Source organism: Rhodanobacter koreensis (assembly GCF_054782855.1).
Map to the genome: position 1 here is coordinate 48690 of NZ_BAAGRR010000002.1, position 22631 is coordinate 71320.

At 63.4% G+C, this 22631-nt stretch carries 21 protein-coding genes; 8 read left to right on the top strand and 13 right to left on the bottom strand.

The window, feature by feature from the left end; all coding sequences use genetic code 11:
- Positions 1 to 39: 39 nt before the first annotated feature.
- From lpxA to rpsB, 12 genes are all read right to left on the bottom strand, one after another.
- Positions 40 to 813: an acyl-ACP--UDP-N-acetylglucosamine O-acyltransferase gene (gene lpxA, locus ACYVKM_RS05940; RefSeq protein WP_460876635.1), complete on the bottom strand. Its 774-nt coding sequence runs from the start codon at positions 811 to 813 to the stop codon at positions 40 to 42.
- Complete coding sequence (gene fabZ, locus ACYVKM_RS05945) at positions 810 to 1283, bottom strand: 3-hydroxyacyl-ACP dehydratase FabZ (RefSeq protein ID WP_460876636.1); 474 nt, start codon at positions 1281 to 1283, stop codon at positions 810 to 812. The genes lpxA and fabZ overlap by 4 nt, the downstream gene beginning before the upstream one ends.
- Positions 1276 to 2322, bottom strand: coding sequence for a UDP-3-O-(3-hydroxymyristoyl)glucosamine N-acyltransferase (gene lpxD, locus ACYVKM_RS05950; RefSeq protein ID WP_460876638.1), 1047 nt, complete (start codon positions 2320 to 2322; stop codon positions 1276 to 1278). The genes fabZ and lpxD overlap by 8 nt, the downstream gene beginning before the upstream one ends.
- Positions 2323 to 2449: 127 nt before the next feature.
- Positions 2450 to 4867, bottom strand: coding sequence for an outer membrane protein assembly factor BamA (bamA, locus tag ACYVKM_RS05955; protein ID WP_460876640.1), 2418 nt, complete (start codon positions 4865 to 4867; stop codon positions 2450 to 2452).
- Between the two features lie 195 nt (positions 4868 to 5062).
- Positions 5063 to 6409 (bottom strand): RIP metalloprotease RseP, encoded by a 1347-nt coding sequence (gene rseP, locus ACYVKM_RS05960; RefSeq protein ID WP_460876642.1) that lies wholly within the window; start codon positions 6407 to 6409, stop codon positions 5063 to 5065.
- Positions 6410 to 6445: 36 nt separating this feature from the next.
- Complete coding sequence (locus ACYVKM_RS05965) at positions 6446 to 7621, bottom strand: 1-deoxy-D-xylulose-5-phosphate reductoisomerase (protein WP_460876643.1); 1176 nt, start codon at positions 7619 to 7621, stop codon at positions 6446 to 6448.
- Positions 7622 to 7633: 12 nt separating this feature from the next.
- Complete coding sequence (locus tag ACYVKM_RS05970; protein WP_460876645.1) at positions 7634 to 8452, bottom strand: phosphatidate cytidylyltransferase; 819 nt, start codon at positions 8450 to 8452, stop codon at positions 7634 to 7636.
- A 9-nt stretch (positions 8453 to 8461) separates the two neighbouring features.
- Complete coding sequence (uppS, locus tag ACYVKM_RS05975; protein WP_460876647.1) at positions 8462 to 9202, bottom strand: polyprenyl diphosphate synthase; 741 nt, start codon at positions 9200 to 9202, stop codon at positions 8462 to 8464.
- Positions 9203 to 9227: 25 nt separating this feature from the next.
- Entirely contained in the window at positions 9228 to 9785 is a 558-nt protein-coding gene (frr, locus tag ACYVKM_RS05980) for a ribosome recycling factor (protein WP_460876649.1), read from the bottom strand.
- A gap of 54 nt (positions 9786 to 9839) precedes the next feature.
- The gene (pyrH, locus tag ACYVKM_RS05985) at positions 9840 to 10562 is read right to left on the bottom strand and encodes a UMP kinase (protein ID WP_460876650.1); all 723 of its coding nucleotides are present in this window, start codon (positions 10560 to 10562) and stop codon (positions 9840 to 9842) included.
- A 205-nt stretch (positions 10563 to 10767) separates the two neighbouring features.
- Positions 10768 to 11649 carry a translation elongation factor Ts gene (gene tsf, locus ACYVKM_RS05990; RefSeq protein ID WP_460876652.1) on the bottom strand — a complete coding sequence of 294 codons (882 nt, stop codon included), beginning with the start codon at positions 11647 to 11649 and terminating at the stop codon, positions 10768 to 10770.
- Between the two features lie 101 nt (positions 11650 to 11750).
- Complete coding sequence (rpsB, locus tag ACYVKM_RS05995; protein WP_460876654.1) at positions 11751 to 12629, bottom strand: 30S ribosomal protein S2; 879 nt, start codon at positions 12627 to 12629, stop codon at positions 11751 to 11753.
- A gap of 328 nt (positions 12630 to 12957) precedes the next feature.
- Between rpsB and map the strand changes: the two genes are divergently transcribed.
- The 3 genes from map to ACYVKM_RS06010 all read left to right on the top strand — a co-directional run bounded on the left by map (position 12958) and on the right by ACYVKM_RS06010 (position 17006).
- Positions 12958 to 13725, top strand: coding sequence for a type I methionyl aminopeptidase (gene map, locus ACYVKM_RS06000; protein WP_460876656.1), 768 nt, complete (start codon positions 12958 to 12960; stop codon positions 13723 to 13725).
- A gap of 104 nt (positions 13726 to 13829) precedes the next feature.
- On the top strand, positions 13830 to 16472 hold the full coding sequence (glnD, locus tag ACYVKM_RS06005) for a [protein-PII] uridylyltransferase (RefSeq protein ID WP_460876657.1): 2643 nt from the start codon (positions 13830 to 13832) through the stop codon (positions 16470 to 16472).
- A gap of 84 nt (positions 16473 to 16556) precedes the next feature.
- Complete coding sequence (locus tag ACYVKM_RS06010; RefSeq protein ID WP_460876659.1) at positions 16557 to 17006, top strand: CopD family protein; 450 nt, start codon at positions 16557 to 16559, stop codon at positions 17004 to 17006.
- Positions 17007 to 17026: 20 nt separating this feature from the next.
- Here the strand turns inward: ACYVKM_RS06010 and ACYVKM_RS06015 are convergent, their stop codons facing one another.
- Positions 17027 to 18037, bottom strand: a complete 1011-nt coding sequence (locus tag ACYVKM_RS06015; RefSeq protein WP_460876661.1) for an NAD-dependent epimerase — start codon at positions 18035 to 18037, stop codon at positions 17027 to 17029.
- Between the two features lie 253 nt (positions 18038 to 18290).
- Here ACYVKM_RS06015 and thrS point away from each other — a divergent pair, with 253 nt between their 5' ends.
- The 5 genes from thrS to pheS all read left to right on the top strand — a co-directional run bounded on the left by thrS (position 18291) and on the right by pheS (position 22617).
- Positions 18291 to 20192, top strand: coding sequence for a threonine--tRNA ligase (thrS, locus tag ACYVKM_RS06020; protein ID WP_460876662.1), 1902 nt, complete (start codon positions 18291 to 18293; stop codon positions 20190 to 20192).
- Positions 20193 to 20236: 44 nt separating this feature from the next.
- A complete protein-coding gene (infC, locus tag ACYVKM_RS06025) occupies positions 20237 to 20764 on the top strand; it encodes a translation initiation factor IF-3 (RefSeq protein WP_077445149.1) in 528 nt (175 codons plus the stop codon).
- 178 nt (positions 20765 to 20942) lie between these two features.
- Positions 20943 to 21140 carry a 50S ribosomal protein L35 gene (gene rpmI, locus ACYVKM_RS06030; protein WP_038615747.1) on the top strand — a complete coding sequence of 66 codons (198 nt, stop codon included), beginning with the start codon at positions 20943 to 20945 and terminating at the stop codon, positions 21138 to 21140.
- A 15-nt stretch (positions 21141 to 21155) separates the two neighbouring features.
- Positions 21156 to 21515, top strand: a complete 360-nt coding sequence (gene rplT / locus ACYVKM_RS06035) for a 50S ribosomal protein L20 (RefSeq protein ID WP_007804486.1) — start codon at positions 21156 to 21158, stop codon at positions 21513 to 21515.
- A 106-nt stretch (positions 21516 to 21621) separates the two neighbouring features.
- Positions 21622 to 22617, top strand: a complete 996-nt coding sequence (pheS, locus tag ACYVKM_RS06040; RefSeq protein ID WP_460876665.1) for a phenylalanine--tRNA ligase subunit alpha — start codon at positions 21622 to 21624, stop codon at positions 22615 to 22617.
- Positions 22618 to 22631 lie beyond the last annotated feature (14 nt).

The following is a 22631-nucleotide window of genomic DNA, read 5'->3' on the forward strand; positions in this document are numbered from 1 at the left end:
AGCCAGAGCGCGTGCCTGATTGCCCGATAAGCGGGACGCTTATCGGGCGAGCGCCCGCTCGCTGTGGTCGAGAAACTCCAGCATCGCGCGCACGTCGTCACTCTGTTGCGCCTGTTCGGCCAGTTTTTCGCGTGCTTCCGGCAACGACAGGCCAGCCATGTACAGGACGCGGTACGCGCGCTTGATCGCGGCGATGCGCGTGGCGTCGAAACCACGGCGCTTCAGGCCTTCGCTGTTGATGCCGCGCGGGCGGCCCTGCTGCTCGTTCGCCATCATCACGAACGGAGGCACGTCATGCCCGACCAGGCAGCCCATGCCGATGAACGCGTGCGCGCCGACCTTGCAGAACTGATGCACGCCGGAATAGCCGGAGAGGATGGTCCAGTCGCCGATCGTCACATGGCCAGCCAGCGCCGAGTAGTTGGAGAACACCACGTGGTTGCCGATCTGGCAGTCATGCGCGATGTGCACGTAGGCGAGCACCCAGTTGTCGTCACCGATGCGGGTGACGCTGCCGCCATCGCCGGTACCGCGGTTGATGGTGGCGAATTCGCGGATCAGGTTGCGGTCGCCGATCACCAGCTCGGTGCGCTCGCCGGCGAACTTCTTGTCCTGCGGCGCGCCGCCCAACGAGGCGAACTGGGCGATGCGGTTGTCGCGGCCGATCCGGGTAGGGCCCTCGATCACCACATGCGGGCCGATCACGGTGCCGTCGCCGATGACCACCTCGGCACCGATCACGCTGTAGGCGCCGATGCTGACGTTGGCGCCGATGACGGCGGAAGGATCGATCAGCGCAGTGGCATGGATCATTTGTCGGACCTCGCGGCGCACATCAGTTCGCAACTGGCCACTTCCTTGCCGTCGACGAGCGTGCGTGCCACGAACAGGCCCATGCCGCGCATCAGGCGTTTCAGTGTCACTTCCATGCGCAGCTGATCGCCAGGGACCACCGGAGCGCTGAAACGCGCGTTGTCGACCTTGACCAGATAGAACAGCGGACTGCCCTTGTCACCCTTGAGGTGCCGGCTGATCTGGGTCAGCAGGCCGGCAGTCTGCGCCATGGCCTCGACGATCAGTACGCCAGGCATGACCGGATGACCGGGGAAATGCCCCTGGAAGAACGGCTCGTTGATGGTCACGTTCTTCAGCGCGACCACACTGACGTCGGGCACGATCTCGATCACGCGGTCGACCAGCAGGAATGGATAGCGATGCGGCAGCAATTGCTGGATCTGCTCCACATTGATCGGCAACGACAGGGACCCGATTTTCTCACTCATTGTTGCTGTCCTTCTCCAGCGCCGACAACCGGCGCGCGTACTCGTCCAGATGTTTGAAGCGTGCCGCATTCTTCCGCCATTGGCGGTTCTCCTGCAGGGGCACGCCAGAAGAATATTCACCCGACTCGCGGATCGAATGCGTGACCAGGCTCTTGGCGGTAATGGTAACCCGGTCGGCCAGTTCGAGATGTCCCAGCACACCGGCATTGCCGCCGATCATGCAGTAGCGGCCGATCCTGGCACTGCCGGCCACCGCGGCGCAGCCGGCCATCGCGGTGTGCGCGCCGACGTGCACGTTGTGGGCGATCTGGATCTGGTTGTCCAGTCGTACGTCTTCCTCCAGCACGGTATCGTCCAGCGCACCGCGGTCGATCGTGGTGTTGGCGCCGATCTCGCAGTCGTCGCCGATGCGCACGCCGCCGAGTTGCGGCAGTTTGATCCAGCTGCCGTGATCGGAAGCACTGAGGTCGAACGCGAGGCCGAAGCCGTCCGAGCCGATCACGGCGCCGGGATGCACCAGCACGCGCTTCCCCAGGGTTACCCGGGTCACCAGGGTCACCCTGGCAACCAGTCGCGACTGTGCGCCGACCGTGCAGTCGTCGCCGATGATGCAATGCGGACCCAGCACGGCACCGTCCCCGATCACGGCACCGTCCCCGACCACGCAGCAAGGTCCAACGCTGGCGCTGTCGCTGACTTGTGCGCTGGCGGCAACCACCGCACTGGGATGGATGCCCGGCGGTGCAGCCGGAAGGCGCTCGAACAGTGCAGCAATTTTCGCGTAGGCCACATAAGGGTCACGTGCGACCAGCGTCGCCACGGGACAGCCGGCGAGATCCTCTTCACGCAGTACGACCACCCCGGCGCGGGTGGCAGCCAGTTGCGCGGTGTATTTGCTGTTTGAGAGAAAGCTCAGCTGATTGGGTCCGGCACCGGCCAGCGTGCCGACACCGTCGAGGCGAATGCCAGTGTCCCCATGACAGGTCAGGTTGAACCGTTCGGCGAGTTCGGCGAGGGAATAGGTGCTGTGCGCGCTCAAGATGCTCTCCGTGACACTACAGCCATTGTATCGGTAGCCAAGCACCCTGCGTGATTTCGCAGCGTCGCAAAGCAGAAAGCGCGGCATCGCCGCGCTTTCCTTGCTTCCGGATGTTCGCCGGTAGCGGTCAGAATGTGCTGCCGAAGGTGAACTGGATGCGTTCTTCGTAATGACTGTCGTCTGGCTGGGTACGGAACGGCACGGCCAGACTGATGATCAGCGGACCGATCGGTGCCTGCCAATGCAGCGAGATACCGGCCGATGCGCGCAGGGTGCTGGCATTGAAGCTCTGGATGTTCTGGTAGGCATTGCCGACATCCGTGAACACCGACACGCGCGCGGTATTGGTGTCCTTCAGGAACGGCAACGGCAGGTACAGTTCGGCGGTGCCGAGTACCTTGAACGCACCGCCGATCGGTTGTGCGTAATAGCTGCCATTGTTGCAGTAGCCGTCTCTCGCGGGGGCGCTGCCGTCAATGCAGACACGCGGTCCCAGTGTGTTGTCCTGGAAACCGCGCACGTCGCGCACACCGCCGGAATAGAAGTTCTGCCAGAACGGGAAGTCGTTGCGCATGTCCACCGGTGCGGGCACGCCTGCGGCGGCATAGGTGGCCTTCAACGCGTCGTAGGCCTGGTCGGTGATTCCGTTCTGGCCATAGGTCTTGCCATAACCGGCCTGGCCATCCAGATACAGCACGAAACCCTTGCCGATCGGCCAGTAGTGATTGGCTTCCGCCGTCAGCTTCCAGTACTGCACCGTCGAGCCCGGCAGGGCGATATCGGTGGACACCGAGATCAGGCCACCACGGGTCGGTGCCCAGTAACCGTTGCGGGTGTCGTGGTTCCAGCCCAGCGTGCCGGTCCAGGTGTGGATGGTCTGGTTGCCGATCTCGTTCTGGTAGTCGATCAGCACCTGTGGGCTGTAGCCCGGAATCAGGTTGACCTTGTTGCTGCTGATGCCCAGACCCACGCGCACACCATCGGTTTCGGTGATCGGGATGCCGAGATAGCTGGAGAAGGACTTCTGGCTGGTCGAGTAGTCCGCGAAATCGGTATTGCCGTAGTCGGTCTTCGAATAGGTCGCGTTGTAACCGATGCCGATACCGTTGTCGGTCAGGTACGGGTTGTAATAGTTGACACCGTAACTGGTGGTGTAATAGCTGCGCGAACCGCTCACCGAAACGCTGTCGCCGGTGCCGAACAAGTTGTTCTGTGTCACCGACGCATTCAGGATGATGCCTTCGAGCTGCGAATAGCCGACACCGAACTGCAGGCTGCCGGCGGACTGTTCCTCGACCTTCACGCTGATGTCCACCTGATCCTGCGTGCCCGCCACCAGCTTCTTGTCGATGTCGACCTTCTTGAAGAAGCCCAGCCGCTGCAGGCGGATCTTGGAGCGGTCGATCGCTGCCTGCGAATACCAGGAGCCTTCAAGCTGGCGCATCTCGCGGCGCAGCACCTCGTCTTCGGTACGTGTGTTGCCCTGGAAGATGACCCGGCGCACATAGACGCGCTGACCCGGCTCGATGTACAGGGTCAGATCGACGGTGCGCTTGTCCTTGTCCAGCTTGGGGATCGGGGTGACCTTGGCATAGGCGTAACCGATATTGGCCAGGATGGCCTTGATCGACTTCGAACTGGACTCGATCGCGGCACGGTTGAAGGTGTCGCCCGGCTTGATGTAGAGCAACTGGCGCAGGGTTGCCTCGGGCAGGATCAGCGTGCCGAGCAGCTTGACGTCGGTGACCTTGTAGATCTCGCCTTCCTTCACGCTGGCGTCGATGTACATGCCGCGCTTGTCCGGCGAGATCGATACCTCGGTGGAGTCGACGCCGAAATCGGCATAGCCGCGATCCATGTAGTAGGACTGCAGCTTCTCCAGGTCACCGGACAGCTTCTCACGCGAATACTGGTCGTCCTTCGAATACCACGACATCAGGTTGCCGGTATTCGACTCGAAACCCTTGCGGATCTGCTTGTCGGTGAAGGCGTGGTTGCCGAGGATGTTGATCTCCTCGATCTTGGCTGCCTTGCCTTCGCGGATCTCGAGGTCGATGGAGACGCGGTTGCGATCGAGCTGGGTCACGTGCGGGATCACCGACACGTTGTATTTGCCGCGGTTGTAGTACTGGCGGATCAGCTCCTGCTGCACATTGTCCAGCGCCAGCCGGTCGAAGGTCTCGCCCTCGGTGAGGCCGATTTCCTTCAGGCCCTTCTTGAGGTCATCGGTCTTGATGTCGTGGTTGCCGCGAATGTTCAGCTTGGCGATCGACGGCCGTTCGACCACCTTGATCACCAGGATGCTGCCATCGCGATCGAACGTCACGTCACTGAAGAACTTGGTGTTGTACAACGCACGAATGGCCCGCTGGGCCTCGTCGTTGGTCAACCGGTCGCCCTTGTTGATCGACAGGTAGTTGTATACGGTACCGGCGGAGATGCGGCTGAGGCCGTCGATGCGGATGTCCGACACCACGAACGGGTCGAACGCAAACGCATTGGCGGAGAGGGAGGCAAGCAGGATCAGCGCGGCGATACGCTTCATCGTCGGTTCCGTTGGGTTATTTCGATGGGACGGCCAGCGTGGCCGCCCCGATCAAGAGCATGAAACAGGAACTGGCCCTGTCTCGAAAGGGTGTCCGCATTCCGCGGGGATGTCTCGTTTGACTTGCCGCCGCGCTGCACTGCGGCTGGCGCAGGCAGGCACACTTCGACATGCCGCGATCGCTGCCCATCGTTGTCACGACAGCAGCATGCGGTGAATATCGTTGTAGAACGCCAACCCCATCAGTGTGAACAGCAACGCTAGCCCGATGTACTGGCCGACGATCATCACCTGTTCACTGACCGGGCTGCCTTTGACCAGTTCCACAAGATAATACAGCAGGTGTCCGCCATCCAGCAGCGGGATCGGCAGCAGGTTCAGGATCGCCAGGCTCAGCGACACCAGCGCCAGGAACTGCAGGAACCATGGCAGGCCCATGCTGGCGGATTGATTGGCCACCTGAGCGATGCCGATAACGCCGGAGAGGTTGTTGGCGGAGGCCTGTCCGGTAACCATTTTTTCGATCAGGTTGAAGGTCTGCGTGGTATTGCGCCAGGTGGCCTGCAGAGAGGCGCCGAAAGCCCTGACCACACCGTAGCGCTGGGTGGTCGCTTCGCTGTCGGGGGCGCCTACGCCAATCACCCATTTGACCGGCTGGCCTTCGAGTGACTCCCTGCGTGCGTCGACCGCCAGCACCATCGGCGTGCCGTGGCGCTCGATAGCCAGTTTCAGATGGGGGGATTTGGCCGCTTCCGCGGGTACCAGCTTCTGGAATACGAGGTAATTGTCGACCGGATGATCGTTCACGCTGAGGATGCGGTCACCGCTGAGCATGCCGGCCAGCGCCGCCGGTTTGCCGGGCACCACGGTGGCGGCAATCGCGGGTGGGGGCATCGGGTCCAGCCCAAGCATGTCCAGATATTTGTCGACGGACTGTCCGGCGGGCAGCTGCTCCAATGGCAGCACCAGTTGCCGGGTACGGCCATCGCTGCCGCGTACGGTCAGTGGCAGGGGCGAGCGCCCGAGCAGGCCATTGACCACTACATCCATCGAGTCGGTCCAGGTCGCCACGGTCTGGCCGTCGATGCTGAGAATGCGATCACCTGGCAGGATGCCGGCTTTCGCGGCGATGCTCTGCGGCGCGGCAGTCACCACCGGTGCCACATCCGGCCGGCCCAGCATGAACATCAGCCAGAACGCGGCGATGGTGAAGATCAGGTTGAAGCCGGGGCCGGCGGCGACGATGGCAATACGCTTCCACACCGACTTGCCGGTGAACTCCTGATCGCGCAAGGCGGGGTCGACCTCGCCCTCGCGTGCATCCAGCATCTTGACGTAACCGCCCAGCGGGATCGCGGCAATCTGGTATTCGGTGCCGTCGCGGCCGATGCGCTTCCAGACCGCGTTGCCGAAGCCGACCGAAAAACGCAACACCTTGACCCCGCAACGACGCGCGACCCAGTAATGGCCGAATTCATGAAAGGTCACCAGCACGCCCAGCGTGACCAGCAACCAGAACACCGAGCCGAAGAAGGAAGTCATCAAGTACCGTTGGGAAAAGTCATCGGACCAAGGATATCAGCAAGCATTGCGCAGAATGCGGTGGGCCGCCTCACGGGCGACCCGATCGCGTTCAGCAAGAGTCCCAACATCGACCACGGCTTGCGCCGGCAGTTCCGCAAGGACTGCCTCGACGACATCGGCGATCGACAGGAACGGCAGTGTTCCAGCCAGGAACGCCTCCACGGCGACTTCGTTGGCGGCATTCAGCACGGCGGCAGCATCGCCACCGGCACGCAGCGCCTGGAAGGCGAGTGCCAGGCAGCGGAACGTGGCCAGGTCCGGCTGTTCGAACTGCAATGGTGCACAGGCAGCCAGATCCAGTGGCGTTACCCCGGCCTCGACCCGCTGCGGCCATGCCAGGGCATGGGCAATCGCGGTGCGCATGTCCGGATTGCCGAGCTGGGCCAGTACCGAGCCGTCGACGTATTCGACCAGCGAGTGCACCAGGCTCTGCGGATGCACCAGCACGTCGATCGCCTCGGCTGGTGCGCCGAACAAGTGGTGCGCCTCGATCACCTCCAACCCCTTGTTCATCAGGGTGGCCGAATCGACCGAGATCTTGCGGCCCATCACCCAGTTAGGGTGCTTGCAGGCCTGTTCCGGTGTGATGTGGGCCAGCTCCGCGCGGCTGCGGCCACGGAACGGGCCGCCGGAGGCGGTCAGGATCAGCCGGCGCACGCCGCTCTGATTCAGGTCGGGACGACCGCCAGGCAGGCACTGGAAGATCGCGTTGTGTTCGGAATCCACCGGGACCAGCGCGCCACCGCCGGCGGCCACTGCTTCCAGCAGCAACGGCCCGGCCATCACGATGGATTCCTTGTTCGCCAGCAGCAGGTGCTTGCCCGCACGTGCAGCGGCAAGAGTGGAGTCCAGCCCGGCAGCGCCGACAATCGCAGCCACCACGGTGTCGCACAGCGCGCCGGCGGCTGCGTCGGTCAGTGCGGCGTGGCCGCTGGCCACCTCGCAGTGCACGCCGGCGGTGGCCAGACGACGGGCCAGTTCGGCCTCCAGTGCGGGATCGGCAATCACCGCCAGCTGCGGTCGATGCCGTATGCACAGCTCGGCCAGCGCCTCGACCTGGCGATGCGCGGTCAGCACGGTGGCGCGGAAGCGCTCCGGGTGGCGCGCAATGACGTCGAGCGTGTTGCCGCCAATCGAGCCGGTCGCGCCGAGGACTGCGACGTTCTTCATCATAGGCAGGCTCTAAAGTCCCAGCAACAGCAAGCCGGCGGCGAACACCGGCAACGCGGCAAACACGCTGTCGAGTCGATCCATCAGGCCGCCATGGCCGGGAAAGATGGTGCCCGAGTCTTTCACCTGGGCGTGCCGTTTCATCAGACTCTCGATCAGGTCGCCGACAATCGAGGCTGCCACGGTGAGCAGGGCCAGCACGGCCAAACCAAGCATCTGTGCGCTTCGTACATCGAGCAGCCAGCCACCGAACATGGTCACCAGCACCCCGGCAACCATGGCACCGTAGGCACCGGCCCAGGTCTTGCCCGGGCTGATCTGCGGTGCCAGCTTGCGCTTGCCAAAGGTGCGACCGCTGAAATAGGCGCCGATGTCGGCGGCCCAGACAATCACCAGTGCCAGCAGGGTCCACCAGTGGCCGTGCGGCAATCGCTCATGGATGCTCACCAGGGCGATCCATGCCGGGAAGATCACGAACGCACCGGCCAGCAGTTTCAACATGCGGTTTTCGCCGGTCGGAGCGGCGGCGAATGCGAAATGGCGCAGCCACAGGCAGGCCACCAGCCACCATGCTACGCCAGCGGCCAGCAGTAGCGGCGTCGTCATGCCGAGATGTCCGTACCACAGCAAGGCGAACACGATGATGGCGGCGACCAGCAGGCCGATACGTGCGAACTGATTCTTCAGTCCGCTGAGCTGGGCCCATTCCCACAGCGCCGCGAGGAACGCCGCCGCCGAGATCAGCGCGAACACTGTGCTCGACGACAGCAGGATGATCAGGATCACCAGTGGCGCGAGCACCAGGGCAGTGAGGGTGCGCTGAAGCAGCATGGAAATCCTTCAGGAAGTGGCGGCGACCTGCTCACCGGTGCGACCGTAACGGCGCTCGCGGCGGGCATAGTCTTCGATGGCCTGACGCAGGCAGGCCTGGTCGAAGTCCGGCCACAGGGTATCGGTAAAGTACAGCTCGGCGTACGCGGCCTGCCATAATAGGAAATTGCTGATGCGATACTCGCCGCCGGTGCGGATGAACAGGTCCAGCGGCGGTAGATCGGCCAGGCTCATCCAGCGGTTCAGCATGGTCTCGTCGATGTCATCGACGCCCAGCTCGCCGCGTTTCACGGCCTCGGCAGCCTGGCGGGTGGCCTGGACGATGTCCCAGCGGCCACCGTAGTTGACCGCAATATTCACGTGCAGCTTGTCATTGCCTGCGGTACGAGCCATCGACGCCTGCATGCGCTGGCGCAGCGGCTCGTCGAATGCGCTCAGGTCGCCGATGAAACGCAGGCGCACGCCGTTTGCATGCAGTTCGTCCACTTCCTTGTCCAGCGCGCGCACGAACAGATTCATCAGGGCGCCAACTTCGTCCTGCGGGCGCTGCCAGTTTTCGCTGGAGAATGCGAACAGGGTCAGTGCCTGCACGCCTTCGCGCATGCAGGATTCGATCGCCGCGCGCACGGCCTTGCGGCCGGCGTTGTGGCCGAAGCTGCGCGGGCGGTGACGGGCCCGGGCCCAGCGACCGTTGCCATCCATCACGATGGCGATATGGAGCGGAACCTGTCGAGCCTTGGCCTTGGTCATGGAATGAGGCAGGGTGATGGCCTCGTCAGAGTGCCATCAACTCCTCTTCCTTGGCCTTCACCACGGCATCGACATCCTTCACGGCGCGATCGGTCAGTTTCTGGATCTCGTCGTCGACGCGACGGTCGTCGTCCTCGGTAATGAGTTTCTCCTTGAGCAGATCCTTGACCTGCTGCAGGGCGTCGCGGCGCACGTTGCGGATCGCGATCTTGGCATTCTCGCCCTCGTGGCCGACATGCTTGGCCAGCTCCCGGCGGCGTTCCTCGGTGAGCGCCGGCATGTTCAGGCGGATCACCGTGCCGGCGGTGGTCGGCGTGATGCCGATATCCGAGGCCATCAGGGCCTTCTCGATCGGCGCCACCATGGTCTTTTCCCACGGTGTGATGAGGATCGTGCGCCCATCGGCCAGCGCTACCGAGGCAACCTGGGTCAGCGGCATGTCGGCGCCGTAGTAGGGCACCTTGATGTGATCCACCAGCGCCGTGCTGGCGCGGCCGGTGCGCAGGCGGGTGAGGTCGTGCTTGAGCGATTCGATGCTCTTGCCCATGCGGGTCTGGGCATCGGTCTTGATGTCGTTGAGCATGTGAGGTTTCCCGGTGGATCTGGCTAGCCGTGAAGTATAGCAGCGGGGGCCGGTTCAGCCGCCGTCGACCAGGGTGCCGATCGCGTCGCCGTGCATGATCCGCATCAGGCTGCCCGGGACGGTCATGTCGTAGATGCGCAGCGGCATCTGGTGGTCGCGGCACAGCGCGATGGCGGCCGTATCCATCACCGCCAGCTTGCGCTCGATCACGTCATCGTAACCAAGCCGCTCGTAACGGGTGGCATCGTGGTGCTTGGCCGGGTCGGCGGTATACACGCCATCGACCTTGGTGGCCTTCAGCAGCAGCTCCGCACCTACCTCGACGGCGCGCAGCGCGGCGGCCGAGTCGGTGGTGAAGAACGGGTTGCCGGTGCCGGCGGCGAACAGCACGATGCGGCCCTTCTCGATATGGCGGATCGCGCGGCGGCGGATGAAGTCCTCGGCCACGTCGTGGATCTGGATCGCGCTCATCACGCGGGCGAAGCCGCCGCGGCGCTCGATCGCATCCTGCATCGCCAGCGCGTTCATCACCGTGGCCAGCATGCCCATGTGGTCGCCGGTGACCCGGTCCATGCCGGCGGCGGCCAGACCGGCACCGCGGAAGATGTTGCCGCCGCCGATCACCACACCGATCTGGATGCCGGCGCGCTGCACCTCGATGATCTCGTCGGCCAGCCGGCCGATCACCTTCGGGTCGATGCCATAGTCGGCCTCGCCCATCAGGGCTTCACCGGAGAGCTTGAGCAGGATGCGATGGTACTTGGGCTGGTCGCTCATGGGATCTCCGGATTGTATGGGGCAAACCGCTGCATTGTAGCGGAGAGCGGGGGCGGGGAACGAGGAGTGAGGAGTGAGGGCGTTCGCCGCCAGGCTCCTGCCAAAAAAGAAAAGGGCCGCGGTTTCCCGCGACCCTTGATTCGAAGCGTTGCTTTTTCCAAACAGTCAGGCCACGGATGGCCGCTCTGCCGATCAGGGGCGACCGTTACCGCAGGCCGGCCTGCTTCATCACTTCGGCGGCGAAATCCTCTTCCACCTTCTCGATGCCTTCGCCGACAGCCAGACGGACCACCGAGATCACATCGGCGCCTTCCTTCTTCAGTGCGTCGGCGACAGTCGCATTGGTGTCCAGCACGTAGGGCTGACCCAGCAGGGTGACTTCGGAGATGATCTTGTTGACCTTGCCGCCGACGATCTTCTCGAGGATCTCGGCCGGCTTGGCCTTTTCCTTGTCGGACATCTGGCTCAGCGCGATGTCCTTTTCCTTGGCCAGGAAGTCGGCAGGGACATCCTCGGCACGGACATAGGCCGGATTCATCGCCGCCACATGCATCGCAATACCCTTGGCCAGCTCCTCGGAGCCGCCCCTGAGCGCCACCAGCACGCCAATGCGGCCGCCGTGGATATAGCTGCCGATCACGCCGTCGGTCTTGACGACAGCCATGCGGCGCACGTCGATCTTCTCGCCGATGGTGGCGATCAGTGCCTTGGCGGCTTCCTCGACATTGCTGGCACCCGGATAGGCGGCAGCCTTCAGCGCGTCGATGTCGGTGGCGTCGGAGTTCAGCGCGACGTCGGCTACGGTGTCGCTGAACTTCAGGAAGCTGGCGTCCTTGCCGACGAAGTCGGTTTCGCAGTTGACTTCGACCAGCACGGCCTTGCCGGGGGCCTGGGCGGCTACGATGCGGCCTTCGGCGGCGATGCGGCTGGCTTTCTTGTCAGCCTTGGCCAGGCCGGACTTGCGCAGCCATTCCATCGCTACTTCGATGTCGCCGTTGTTCTCGACCAGCGCCTTCTTGCATTCCATCATGCCGGCGCCGGACCGCTCGCGCAGCTCCTTGACCAGTTGGGCGGAGATATTGCTCATCGTTATTCCTCTAATGCCTTGGTTGCGCGGTGGCAGCTGAGTGCCACCGCGCGGTTATCGCTTGCTTGCGGATCCGACGGCAGGGACTGCTGTCGTCGCGCTTACTTGGCGGCGGGTGCGCCGTCGTTGCGCGAGCCACGACCACCGTCACGGCCACCTTCGCGGCGCGGTGCACCGGCGCCCTTGCGCGGGGCAGCGTCGCGGCGCGGAGCCGGCTTGCGATCGATCTTGGCGACCGGGTTGCCTTCCTCGTCCAGCTCGACGAAGTCGTTGGCGTCGCCCTGGGCAGCGGCCGGCGCGGCAGCCTTGCCTTCGAGGATCGAGTCGGCGGCGGCGCGGGCGTACAGCTGGATCGCGCGGATCGCGTCGTCATTGCCCGGGATGGCGTAGTCGACCAGTTCCGGGTTGTAGTTGGTGTCGACCACGGCGATCACCGGGATGCCGAGCTTCTTGGCTTCCTGCACGGCGATGTCTTCGTGACCGATGTCGATCACGAACAATGCGTCAGGCAGACGGTTCATGTCCTTGATGCCGCCCAGCGAGGCCTGCAGCTTGTCGCGCTCGCGGCGACGGGCCAGCACTTCGTGCTTGACCAGCTTCTCGAAGCTGCCATCGGTCTCGGCCGCTTCCAGTTCCTTCAGGCGGGCGACCGACTGCTTGACGGTGCGGAAGTTGGTCAGCATGCCGCCGAGCCAGCGCGAGGTGACGAACGGCATGCCGGCGCGTGCGGCTTCCTCGGCCAACGGCTCACGGGCGGAGCGCTTGGTGCCGACGAACAGCACGGTGCCGCGCTTCTGCGCCAGAGCCGACAGGAAATGCATCGCGTCGGTGAACAGCGGCAGGGTCTTTTCGAGATTGATGATGTGGATCTTGCCGCGCGCACCGAAGATGTACGGGGCCATCTTGGGGTTCCAGTAACGGGTCTGGTGACCGAAATGGACGCCGGCTTCGAGCATCTGGCGCATGGTGACTTGTGCCATGGGTGTAACTCCTTGCAATGGTCCTTGAAGGACCTGGGGGTTGGGACCTCCACGCATCCCCGGCTTCGACCGCGACATGCCCGTTTCTCGTTGGTGGGCGTGCCGCGGCACCCCGAAGGCGGTGCCGATGCGTGTGTGGCGTTGGTTGGGTGTTGTACCGCGGGGCGGTTACAATTCCCGTTCGCTTTGCAGCTTGATCGGGGCGTGAAAACGTCCCATGCGGTCTGCAAAACTCCGAAATTGTAGCCGGTCTGCCGGCTTGGCGGCAAGTTGCTGATGCAATTCAAGTATTGAATCGCGGAACTTGCAGCATCATCTAGGCGAAACCATGGCGATTACCCTGAAAACCCCTGAAGACCTCGAAGGCATGCGTGTTGCCGGCAAGCTGGCGGCCGAGGTGCTGGCGATGCTGAAGGAGCACGTCAAGCCCGGGGTGACCACGGAGGAGCTGGATCGCCTCGCCTACGAACACATCGTCAACGTACAGCAGGCGATCCCGGCCAACGTGGGTTACCACGGCTTTCCCAAGACGCTGTGCAGTTCGGTCAACCATGTGATCTGCCACGGTATTCCCAGCCCGGGCAAGGTGCTCAAGGACGGGGACATCGTCAATCTGGATGTCACCGTGATCAAGGATGGCTGGCATGGCGACACCAGCCGCATGTATTTCGTCGGCACACCAGGCGTGCTGGCCAAACGGCTGGTCGACACCACGTTCGAGGCGATGATGCGCGGCATCCAGGCAGTGCGCCCCGGCGCCACCTTGGGTGACGTCGGTCATGCGATCCAGCAGCACGCCGAGGCGGCGGGTTTCAGCGTGGTGCGCGAGTACTGCGGCCACGGTATCGGCAAGGTTTACCACGACGAGCCGCAGGTGCTGCACTACGGCAAGCCCGGTACCGGCGTCGAGCTGAAGAAGGGCATGACCTTCACCGTCGAGCCGATGATCAACGCCGGCAAGCCGCAGACGAAGCAGCTGCCGGATGGCTGGACCGTGGTGACCAAGGATCATTCGTTGTCGGCGCAGTGGGAACACACGATTGCGGTCACCGACAACGGCTTCGAGATACTCACTGCCTGGCCCGATCAGGAGTAGCGGGCAAAGAGCAGGCGGGCAAAGGGCAGGAGTGAGAAACGAGTGGTGGCACGATGTGCTTTACTCGTTTCCCACTCCTGTTTTCTCGTGTCCCGGATCCTGTCATGTCACCGTCCGACACCCCCTTGCCGCCGTTGCCTCGCCTGCCCGTGGCGGTGCCACGTTCCGGTGTCTCGGTCGAGGCGCGCCGCGCCTTGCGGCAGTTGCTGGGTGATGTCGACCGCGCACTCGCCACTGCTTTCCGGGACGGCACGGACGTCAGCCTGCTGGCCCGGCGGCGCGGCGAGTCGGTCGAGCGGGTAGTGGCGCATGTATGGGTGGCCTGCCTTGGCGACGTGGGTGATACGGCGTTGTTCGCGGTCGGTGGTTTTGGCCGCGGCCTGTTGTTTCCGTATTCGGATGTGGATCTGCTGGCGCTGGTCGAGGCAGCCGAGCCGGCCCGCTTGCGTGCGCTGGAGCAGTTTTTTGCCACGCTGTGGGATGTCGGCCTGAAGGTCGGGCACGCCGTGCGTGATCCAGTGCAATGTCGTGCACTCGCAGTGCAGGATGCCAGCGTGTTCACCAGCCTGCTGGACGCACGTCGGCTGGCCGGTGATCCGGCACTGGACGCGCGCCTGCGTGCCATCGTCGATGATCCTGCGCTGTGGCCGCCGCGCGAATATCTGGCGGCCCGGCTGGCCGAGCGCGATGCACGGCATGCCCGTTACGATGACACCGCCTACAACCTCGAACCGAACCTCAAGGATGGCCCGGGCGGACTGCGCACGCTCGATTCGCTGCGCTGGATCGGCCGACGGCTGGCGCATGCGGACGACCTGTCCGCCATGGTGACCGAAGGGTTGCTGGATCCTGCCGAACAGGCTGCGCTGGAACAATCCGAAGCCACCTTGCGCCGTTATCGCTATGCGCTGCACCTGGAGGCCGGCCGTCCCGAGGAGCGTCTGCTGTTCGACTACCAGCGCGCGCTGGCCACGCGGCTGGGGTTCGAGGACGAACACGCGAAGAATCTCGGGGTCGAGCAGTTCATGCAGGGCTATTACCGTGCAGCCAGCCAGGTCGAGCGGCTGGGAGTGCAGGTAGCCGAACGTTTCGAGGAAATGCTGGAGCCGCCGGGTGAGGCGGAATCGGTTGGCACCGATTTCGTCCGCTACGGCAAACGGCTGGCGGCACGTGATCCGCAGCTGTTCATGCGGCGACCCGCTGCATTGGTGGAAATCTTCATCGCGCGACTGGACCAGCCCGGCGTGGTCGGCTTCAGCGCCGATACCATGCGGCGCATTCACCAGGCGACCGCTGTGCATGGCGATGCTCTGGCGGACGATCGCGACGTGCTGGCGGTCTTCCTGCAGCTGCTGCGTCGCGGGGCACCGGCCGTGGAGGCGCTGTGGCGGATGAACCGGCATGGCTTGCTGGCGGCGATCCTGCCTGCGTTCGGCAAGGTATTCGGCCGCATGCAGTACGACCTGTTCCATGTCTACACGGTCGATGAGCACACCTTGCGCGTGCTGCGCAACATGGCGCGGTTTGCCGATGCATCGGCGCAGCGCGAGTTTCCGCTGGGCTGCGAAATCTGGGCTGGCCTGCCCGCGCCTGAAGTGCTGCTGCTGGCTGCATTGTTCCATGACATCGCGAAAGGTCGCGGCGGCGATCACTCGGTGCTGGGCGAGCAGGATGCACGCGTATTCTGCTCGCGACTGGGCCTGGCGCCTGGCGATGTCGAGCGGGTCGCGTGGCTGGTGCGCTGGCATCTGCTGATGAGCACCACCGCGCAACGCCAGGACATCACCGATCCGGAGGTGGTGCACCGGTTTGCCGAGCTGGTCGGCAATCGCGAGCGGCTTGGCCAGCTGTACCTGCTGACCATCGCCGACATCATCGGCACCAGCCCGCGACTGTGGAACGGCTGGAAGGATCGCCTGCTGTCCGATCTGTGCATCGCCACCCGTTACGCCATGCGCAGCGATGTGGAACTGCCGCGCGACATCGGCGTGCGGGTGAGCGAATGTTCCGAATATGCGCTGGCCCTGCTGATGAACGAGGGTTACGCCGAGGCCGATGTGGTGCGTGTGTGGGCCGATTTTCCGCAGCTCAGCTTTCTGCGCCATCGGCCCGAGCAGATCGCCTGGCAGACCGGCGCGATCCTGCGCGCGGGCGGTGCGGTACCGCTGGTCGCCGTGCATCCGCTGTCGGTGCGCGGCAGCACGGAATTGTTCGTTTGCACGCCTGACCGCGATGGCCTGTTCGCCACCGTCACGGCGATGCTGGATCGTCTGCGCTTCTCGGTCATGGAATCGCGCGTGCTCAGCTCACCGACAGGCATGGCGCTGGATACCTTCCTGCTGCTTGATGCGGAGAGCCAGCAACCGGTCAGCGCGGCTCGTGCCGAGGAGCTTCAACAGCGTCTGCAGCGCGCCCTGGCGCAATCCGGTGGGGTACAGCCGAGCAAGCGCGGCATGTCGCGGCATCAGAAACATTTCCAGATGACCCCGCAGATCAGTTTTCATGCCGCCGGCGACCGCACCCAGCTGGCCCTGGTGGGTGCCGACCGCCCCGGCCTGCTCGCCGCGGTGGCGCAGGTCATGCTGCACACCGAAGTGCGTGTGCACGATGCGCGTATCGCCACGTTCGGCGAGCGTGTGGAGGATTTCTTCCAGCTGACCGATCGGCACAATGCGCCACTCGGTATCGCACAGCAGGAACGCCTGCTGCAGGCGTTGCTGGAGCGGATTGGTCCGGCCAGGGACTGAGTGCCGCCCGTGTCGGCGTGAGCTGGAGGACTCGCGTTATCATCGCGGTCGCTGCGTACGGCAGCGCCAGCTGGCGATTCTGTTGTGACCTATCCGCTGATCAAGTCGTTGCACCTGTTGTTCGTCATTGCCTGGATGGCCACGGTGTTCTATCTGCCGCGCATCTTGGTGAATCTGGCCGAGTCGGCCGATGAGCCGGCCGTGCAGGCACGACTGCAGTTGATGGGGCGGCGGCTGTACAAGTTCGGCCACAACATGTTTGGCATCGCCTTCCTGTTCGGGCTGACGTTGTGGCAGGGCTGGCGGGTGTTCCCGCAGGCGCTGCCGAACGTCACCGCCTCGATGCACTGGATCGATGCCAAGCTGACCCTGGTGGCACTGCTGCTGGTCTATTTCGTATGGGCCGGGCGCATGCTCAAACGCAGCGAGAAGGGCGGTGCGCTGCCCTCGTCACGCACCCTGCGCTGGTTCAACGAGTTGCCGGTGCTGTTGCTGCTCGGAGTGGTCTACCTGGTGATCGCCAAGCCGTTCTGAGGCCTGCCCCGGCGGCGCCATCAATCCTTGGCGTGGAACTCGCGATACCAGGTGACGAATTTCTCGACGCCTTGTTCGATGCTGGTATTCGGCGCATAGCCGACGTCCCGGCGCAGCGCGGACACGTCGGCCCAGGTGTCGGGTACATCACCGGGCTGCATCGGCAGCAGGCGTTTCTCGACGGTGCGCCCGAGATGCTGTTCCAGCAGCTCGATGAAACGCAGCAGCTGCACGGGCTGGTCGTTGCCGATGTTGTAGATGCGGTACGGGGCGCTCGATGTGCCGGGATTCGGCAGTTCGGCGTTGTAACCCGGGTCAGGTTCGGCCGGATGGTCGAGTGCACGGATCACGCCCTCGACGATATCGTCGATATAGGTGAAGTCGCGGCTGTGGTGACCGTGGTTGAACACGTCGATCGGTTCGCCGCGGCTGATCCGGTCCGCGAACAGGATAGGCGACATGTCGGGACGGCCCCACGGTCCGTAGACGGTGAAGAAGCGCAGGCCAGTGGTCGGCAGGTTGTACAGGTGGCTGTAGGTGTGCGCCATCAACTCGTTCGCCTTCTTGCTGGCGGCGTAAAGGCTGACCGGATGATCGACCGCATCCTCGACCGCGAACGGCAGTTTGCGGTTGGCGCCATAGACGGAGCTGGATGAGGCGTAGACCAGATGCTCGATCTTCCCATGCCGGCAGCCTTCAAGGATGTTGACGAAGCCGACCAGATTGCTCTGCACGTAGGCGCGCGGGTTCTGCAGTGAATAGCGCACACCGGCCTGCGCAGCCAGGTTCACCACCCGTTGCGGTTTGAACATGGCGAAGGCGTGATCCACCGCGACAGCGTCGGCGAGATCGGCGCGCTGATGGGTGTAGTTCGGATGATCGACGAAACGTGCCAGCCGGGCTTCTTTCAGCGCAGGATCGTAGTAGTTGTTGTGATTGTCGAAGCCGTGGACTACATCGCCGCGCGCCAGCAGGCGCTGCGCCAGGGCGGCGCCAATGAAGCCGGCGGTGCCGGTGACCAGAATGCGCATGGACGTTCCTCGGGATGACGATTGCATTCTATCGCCGAAGGCAGAGCGCATGACCGCAGCAGCGAGGATTGACAGCCAATCTGGGCTAAACTAGCGTTTCGACAATTCCACAAGACCAAGGTGGCCCGCGCCCAGCGCCGGCCGAGTGTGCGACATGGCAACTACCTATTGCTCACGCTGACATCCTCGACGCCTTGTGTTTTTCATTGAAGAAGGGCGGATGCCCTTTTTTGCTTTTCAGAGAATGGTTCCCATGATTGAGATCACGCTACCCGACGGCAGCAAGCGGCCGTTCGATCACCCCGTCACCGTACAGGACGTGGCCGCCTCGATTGGCGCCGGTCTGGCCAAGGCGACGCTGGCCGGCAAGGTCGACGGTCAGCTGGTGGATGCCAGTTTTCCGATCGAGCACGACGCCAGCCTGCAGATCATCACCGACAAGAGTCCCGAGGCGCTGGAGATCCTGCGCCACTCCACCGCACACCTGATGGGGCAGGCCGTGCAGCGCCTGTATCCGGGCGCGCAGGTCACGATCGGTCCGGTGATCGACAACGGTTTCTTCTACGACTTCGCCTACGAACGCCCGTTCACGCCGGACGATCTGCCGAAGATCGAGGCAGAGATGGAGAAGATCGTCGCCGAACAATTGCCGGTGACGCGCAGCGTGAAGTCGCGCGGCGAGGCGGTGAAGTTCTTCCGCGGACTGGGGGAGAACTACAAGGCCGAGATCATCGAGTCGATCCCCTCCGACGAGCCGCTGTCGCTGTATTCGCAAGGCGAGTTCACCGACCTGTGCCGTGGCCCGCATGTGCCGAACACCGGCAAGCTGCGTGCGTTCAAGTTGATGAAGGTAGCCGGCGCGTATTGGCGCGGCGATTCCAACAACGCGATGCTGACCCGTATCTATGGCACGGCATGGTTGAACGACAAGGATCTGAAGGCTTACCTGCTTCAGCTGGAAGAAGCCGAGAAGCGTGACCATCGCAAGATCGGCAAGCAACTCGACCTGTTCCACCAGCAGGAAGAAAGCCCGGGCATGGTGTTCTGGCATCCGAACGGCTGGGCGATCTGGCAGGCCGTGGAGCAGTACATGCGTGGCGTATACAAGCGCAGCGGCTACCAGGAAGTGCGCTGCCCGATGGTGCTGGACGTGTCGCTGTGGAAGAAATCCGGACACTGGGACAACTACGCCGAGAACATGTTCTTCACCGAGTCGGAGAAGCACACCTATGCGTTGAAGCCGATGAACTGTCCCGGCCATGTGCAGGTGTTCAACACTGGTCTGCACAGCTATCGCGAATTGCCGATCCGCTACGGCGAATTCGGTGGCTGCCATCGCAACGAGCCGTCCGGCGCGCTGCACGGCATCATGCGCGTGCGTGCGTTCACCCAGGACGACGGCCATATCTTCTGCACGCCGGACCAGGTCGAGGCGGAAGTCACTGCATTCCATCTGCAGGCGATGAAGGTATATGCCGACTTCGGCTTCACCGATCTGGCGATCAAGCTGGCGCTGCGGCCGGACAAGCGCATCGGCTCGGACGAATTCTGGGATCGCACCGAGGAAATGCTGCGTCGTGCTCTGCGCGCGGCCGGCGTGGAATGGGAGGAACTGCCGGGCGAGGGCGCGTTCTACGCGCCCAAGATCGAGTATCACCTCAAGGATTCGATCGGCCGTGCCTGGCAGGTCGGCACCATGCAGGTCGACTTCATGATGCCCGAGCGTCTCGACGCCGAGTATGTGGACGAACACTCGCATAAACAGCACCCGGTGATGCTGCATCGGGCCATCGTGGGCTCGATGGAGCGCTTCATCGGCATCCTGATCGAGCACCATGCCGGCCTGCTGCCGGCGTGGCTGGCCCCGATACAGGCAGTGGTGCTGAATATCACCGATGCGCAGGGCGATTACGTCAGCCAGGTGACGCAAACCCTTGTCGACAAAGGTTTCCGGGTACAATCGGATTTGCGCAACGAGAAAGTCGGCTATAAAATCCGCGAGCATACGATGCAGAAAGTGCCTTATCTCCTCGTGGTCGGTGACCGCGAGAAAGAGACGGGTGCGGTTTCCGTGCGTACCCGTTCGGGCGAGGATCTGGGCAGCATGCCGCTGGCCGATTTCGTTGAGCGACTGGTGACCGAAACCCGGCGCTGAGCGCCGAACGGTCAGTTTCATTACTTCTTCTGGAGGATCGTGGTATCGCTACCACCGACAACAAGGGCAACCGTCGTAACCTGGAAATCCGCGTCCCGCGGGTGCGTGTGATTGGTGCCGAAGCGGAACAGCTTGGCATCCTGACCCGTGACGAAGCGCTGGCGCTGGCACAGGAAGCCGGCATGGATCTGGTCGAGATCCAGCCGAACGGTGACCCACCGGTCTGCCGCATCATGGATTACGGCAAGTTCAAGTTCGAAGCCCAGAAGAAGGCGCAGGCCGCCAAGAAGAAGCAGAAGCAGGTCGAGATCAAGGAAGTGAAGTTCCGCCCGGTCACGGACGTGGGCGACTACCAGATCAAGCTGCGCAACATGCTTCGCTTCCTCGAGGAAGGCGACAAGGTCAAGGTCACCATCCGCTTCCGCGGCCGCGAGATGTCGCACCAGGACCTGGGCCAGAACCTGGCCAAGAAGATCCAGGAAGACGTCGGCGAGAACGGTCAGATCGAGTCCTTCCCGCGGCTCGAAGGGCGCCAGATGGTCATGATGATCGGCCCCAAGAAGAAGCAATAAGACAGACGGCGGCCCAAGGGTCGCCGTTTGCCTTCCATGGTCTGGCATCGGGCAGCTTTATTCCGTATAATCGCTGGTTCGACCCGCAGGAAGGGTCGTGAACCGATCGTGGCAGGACGGAAAGCGTGGTCTTCGGATCACCGCCAGATCAGTCAGAAACCAGATACGGAGCATTCTCATGCCCAAGATCAAGACCAACCGGGCGGCGGCGAAGCGTTTTCGCAAGACCGCGTCGGGCAAGTTCAAGGCAGGCCATGCGTTCAAGTCGCACATCCTGACCAAAAAGTCGACCAAGCGTAAGCGCGGTCTCCGTGCCACCAACCACGTCAAGGCTTGCGACACCAAGGGTGTAGCACGCATGTTGCCGTACTTGTAAGGCAGGAGATAAACCATGGCTCGTGTAAAGCGTGGCGTTACCGCCCGTCGTCGTCACAAGAAAATCATTGGCCGCGCCAAGGGCTACTACAACGCCCGCCGCAAGGTCTTCCGCGTTGCCAACCAGGCCGTCATCAAGGCCGGTCAGTACGCCTATATCGGCCGCAAGCAGCGCAAGCGTCAGTTCCGCGCCCTGTGGATCGTCCGCATCAACGCGGCCGCGCGCATGTTCGGCCTGTCCTACAGCCGCCTGATCAATGGCCTGAGCAAGGCCGGTATCACGGTCGACCGCAAGGTGCTGGCTGATATCGCCGTGCACGACATCAAGGCGTTTGGCGTGATTGCCGAGAAGGCGAAGGCCAGTCTGGCCGCTTGATCGGCTGGCGCCTCGGCGCTGACGATATGATGTGAATCAAGCGGGGAGGAGGCCAACGTCTCCTCCCCGTTTTTGTTTCTGTGAATCGCTAACCGGAATCGCATCGATGGACGATCTGGACAGCCGCGCCGCGCAGGCGCTGGCCGATATCGACAAGGCCGACACGCTCGATGCGCTCGATGCGCTGCGCGTCAGCCTGCTGGGCAAGAGCGGCATCGTCACCGCTGCGCTGAAAGCGCTGGGTGCGCTGGCACCGGACGAGCGCAAGACACGCGGCGCCGAAGTCAATCGCGTCAAGGATCGTCTGGCCGACGCATTGGCCGCGCGCAAGCAAGTGCTCGAACAGGTTGAGCTGGATCGCCGGCTGGCTTCCGAGAAACTCGATATCAGTCTGCCCGGTCGCGATGGTGAGCGCGGCGGCATCCATCCGATCACGCGTGCACTGGAGCGCATCAGCGCGATTTTTGCGCGACTCGGCTACCAGCGCGCCGACGGTCCGGAGATCGAGGACGACTGGCATAACTTCGAGGCGCTGAATTTTCCGCCGCACCATCCGGCGCGCGCGATGCACGACACCTTCTATTTCGGCGACGGACGCCTGCTGCGCACGCATACCTCGCCGGTGCAGATCCGCTCGATGAAAGGTCGGCAGCCGCCGATCCGCATCATTGCGCCGGGCAAGGTGTATCGCAGCGATTCGGATCAGACCCACTCGCCGATGTTCCACCAGATCGAAGGTCTGCTGGTCGATGAGACCTCCAGCTTCGCCGATCTGAAGGGCACGCTGGCCGAATTCATTCGCGCCTTCTTCGAACGCGATTTCGAGATGCGTTTCCGCCCCAGCTACTTCCCCTTCACCGAGCCGTCGGCCGAAGTGGATATCCGCTGGGACGCTGAGGACGGCAGCACGCGCTGGCTGGAAGTGCTGGGCTGCGGCATGGTGCACCCGACCGTGCTGGCCAATTGCGGCATCGATCCGGAGCGCTACACCGGCTTTGCCTTTGGCCTTGGCGTGGAGCGCTTCGCGATGCTGCGTTACGGCGTCTCCGATCTGCGCGCGTTCTTCGAGAACGATCTGCGCTTCCTCAAGCAGTTCGCCTGATTCCTTGTATTGAG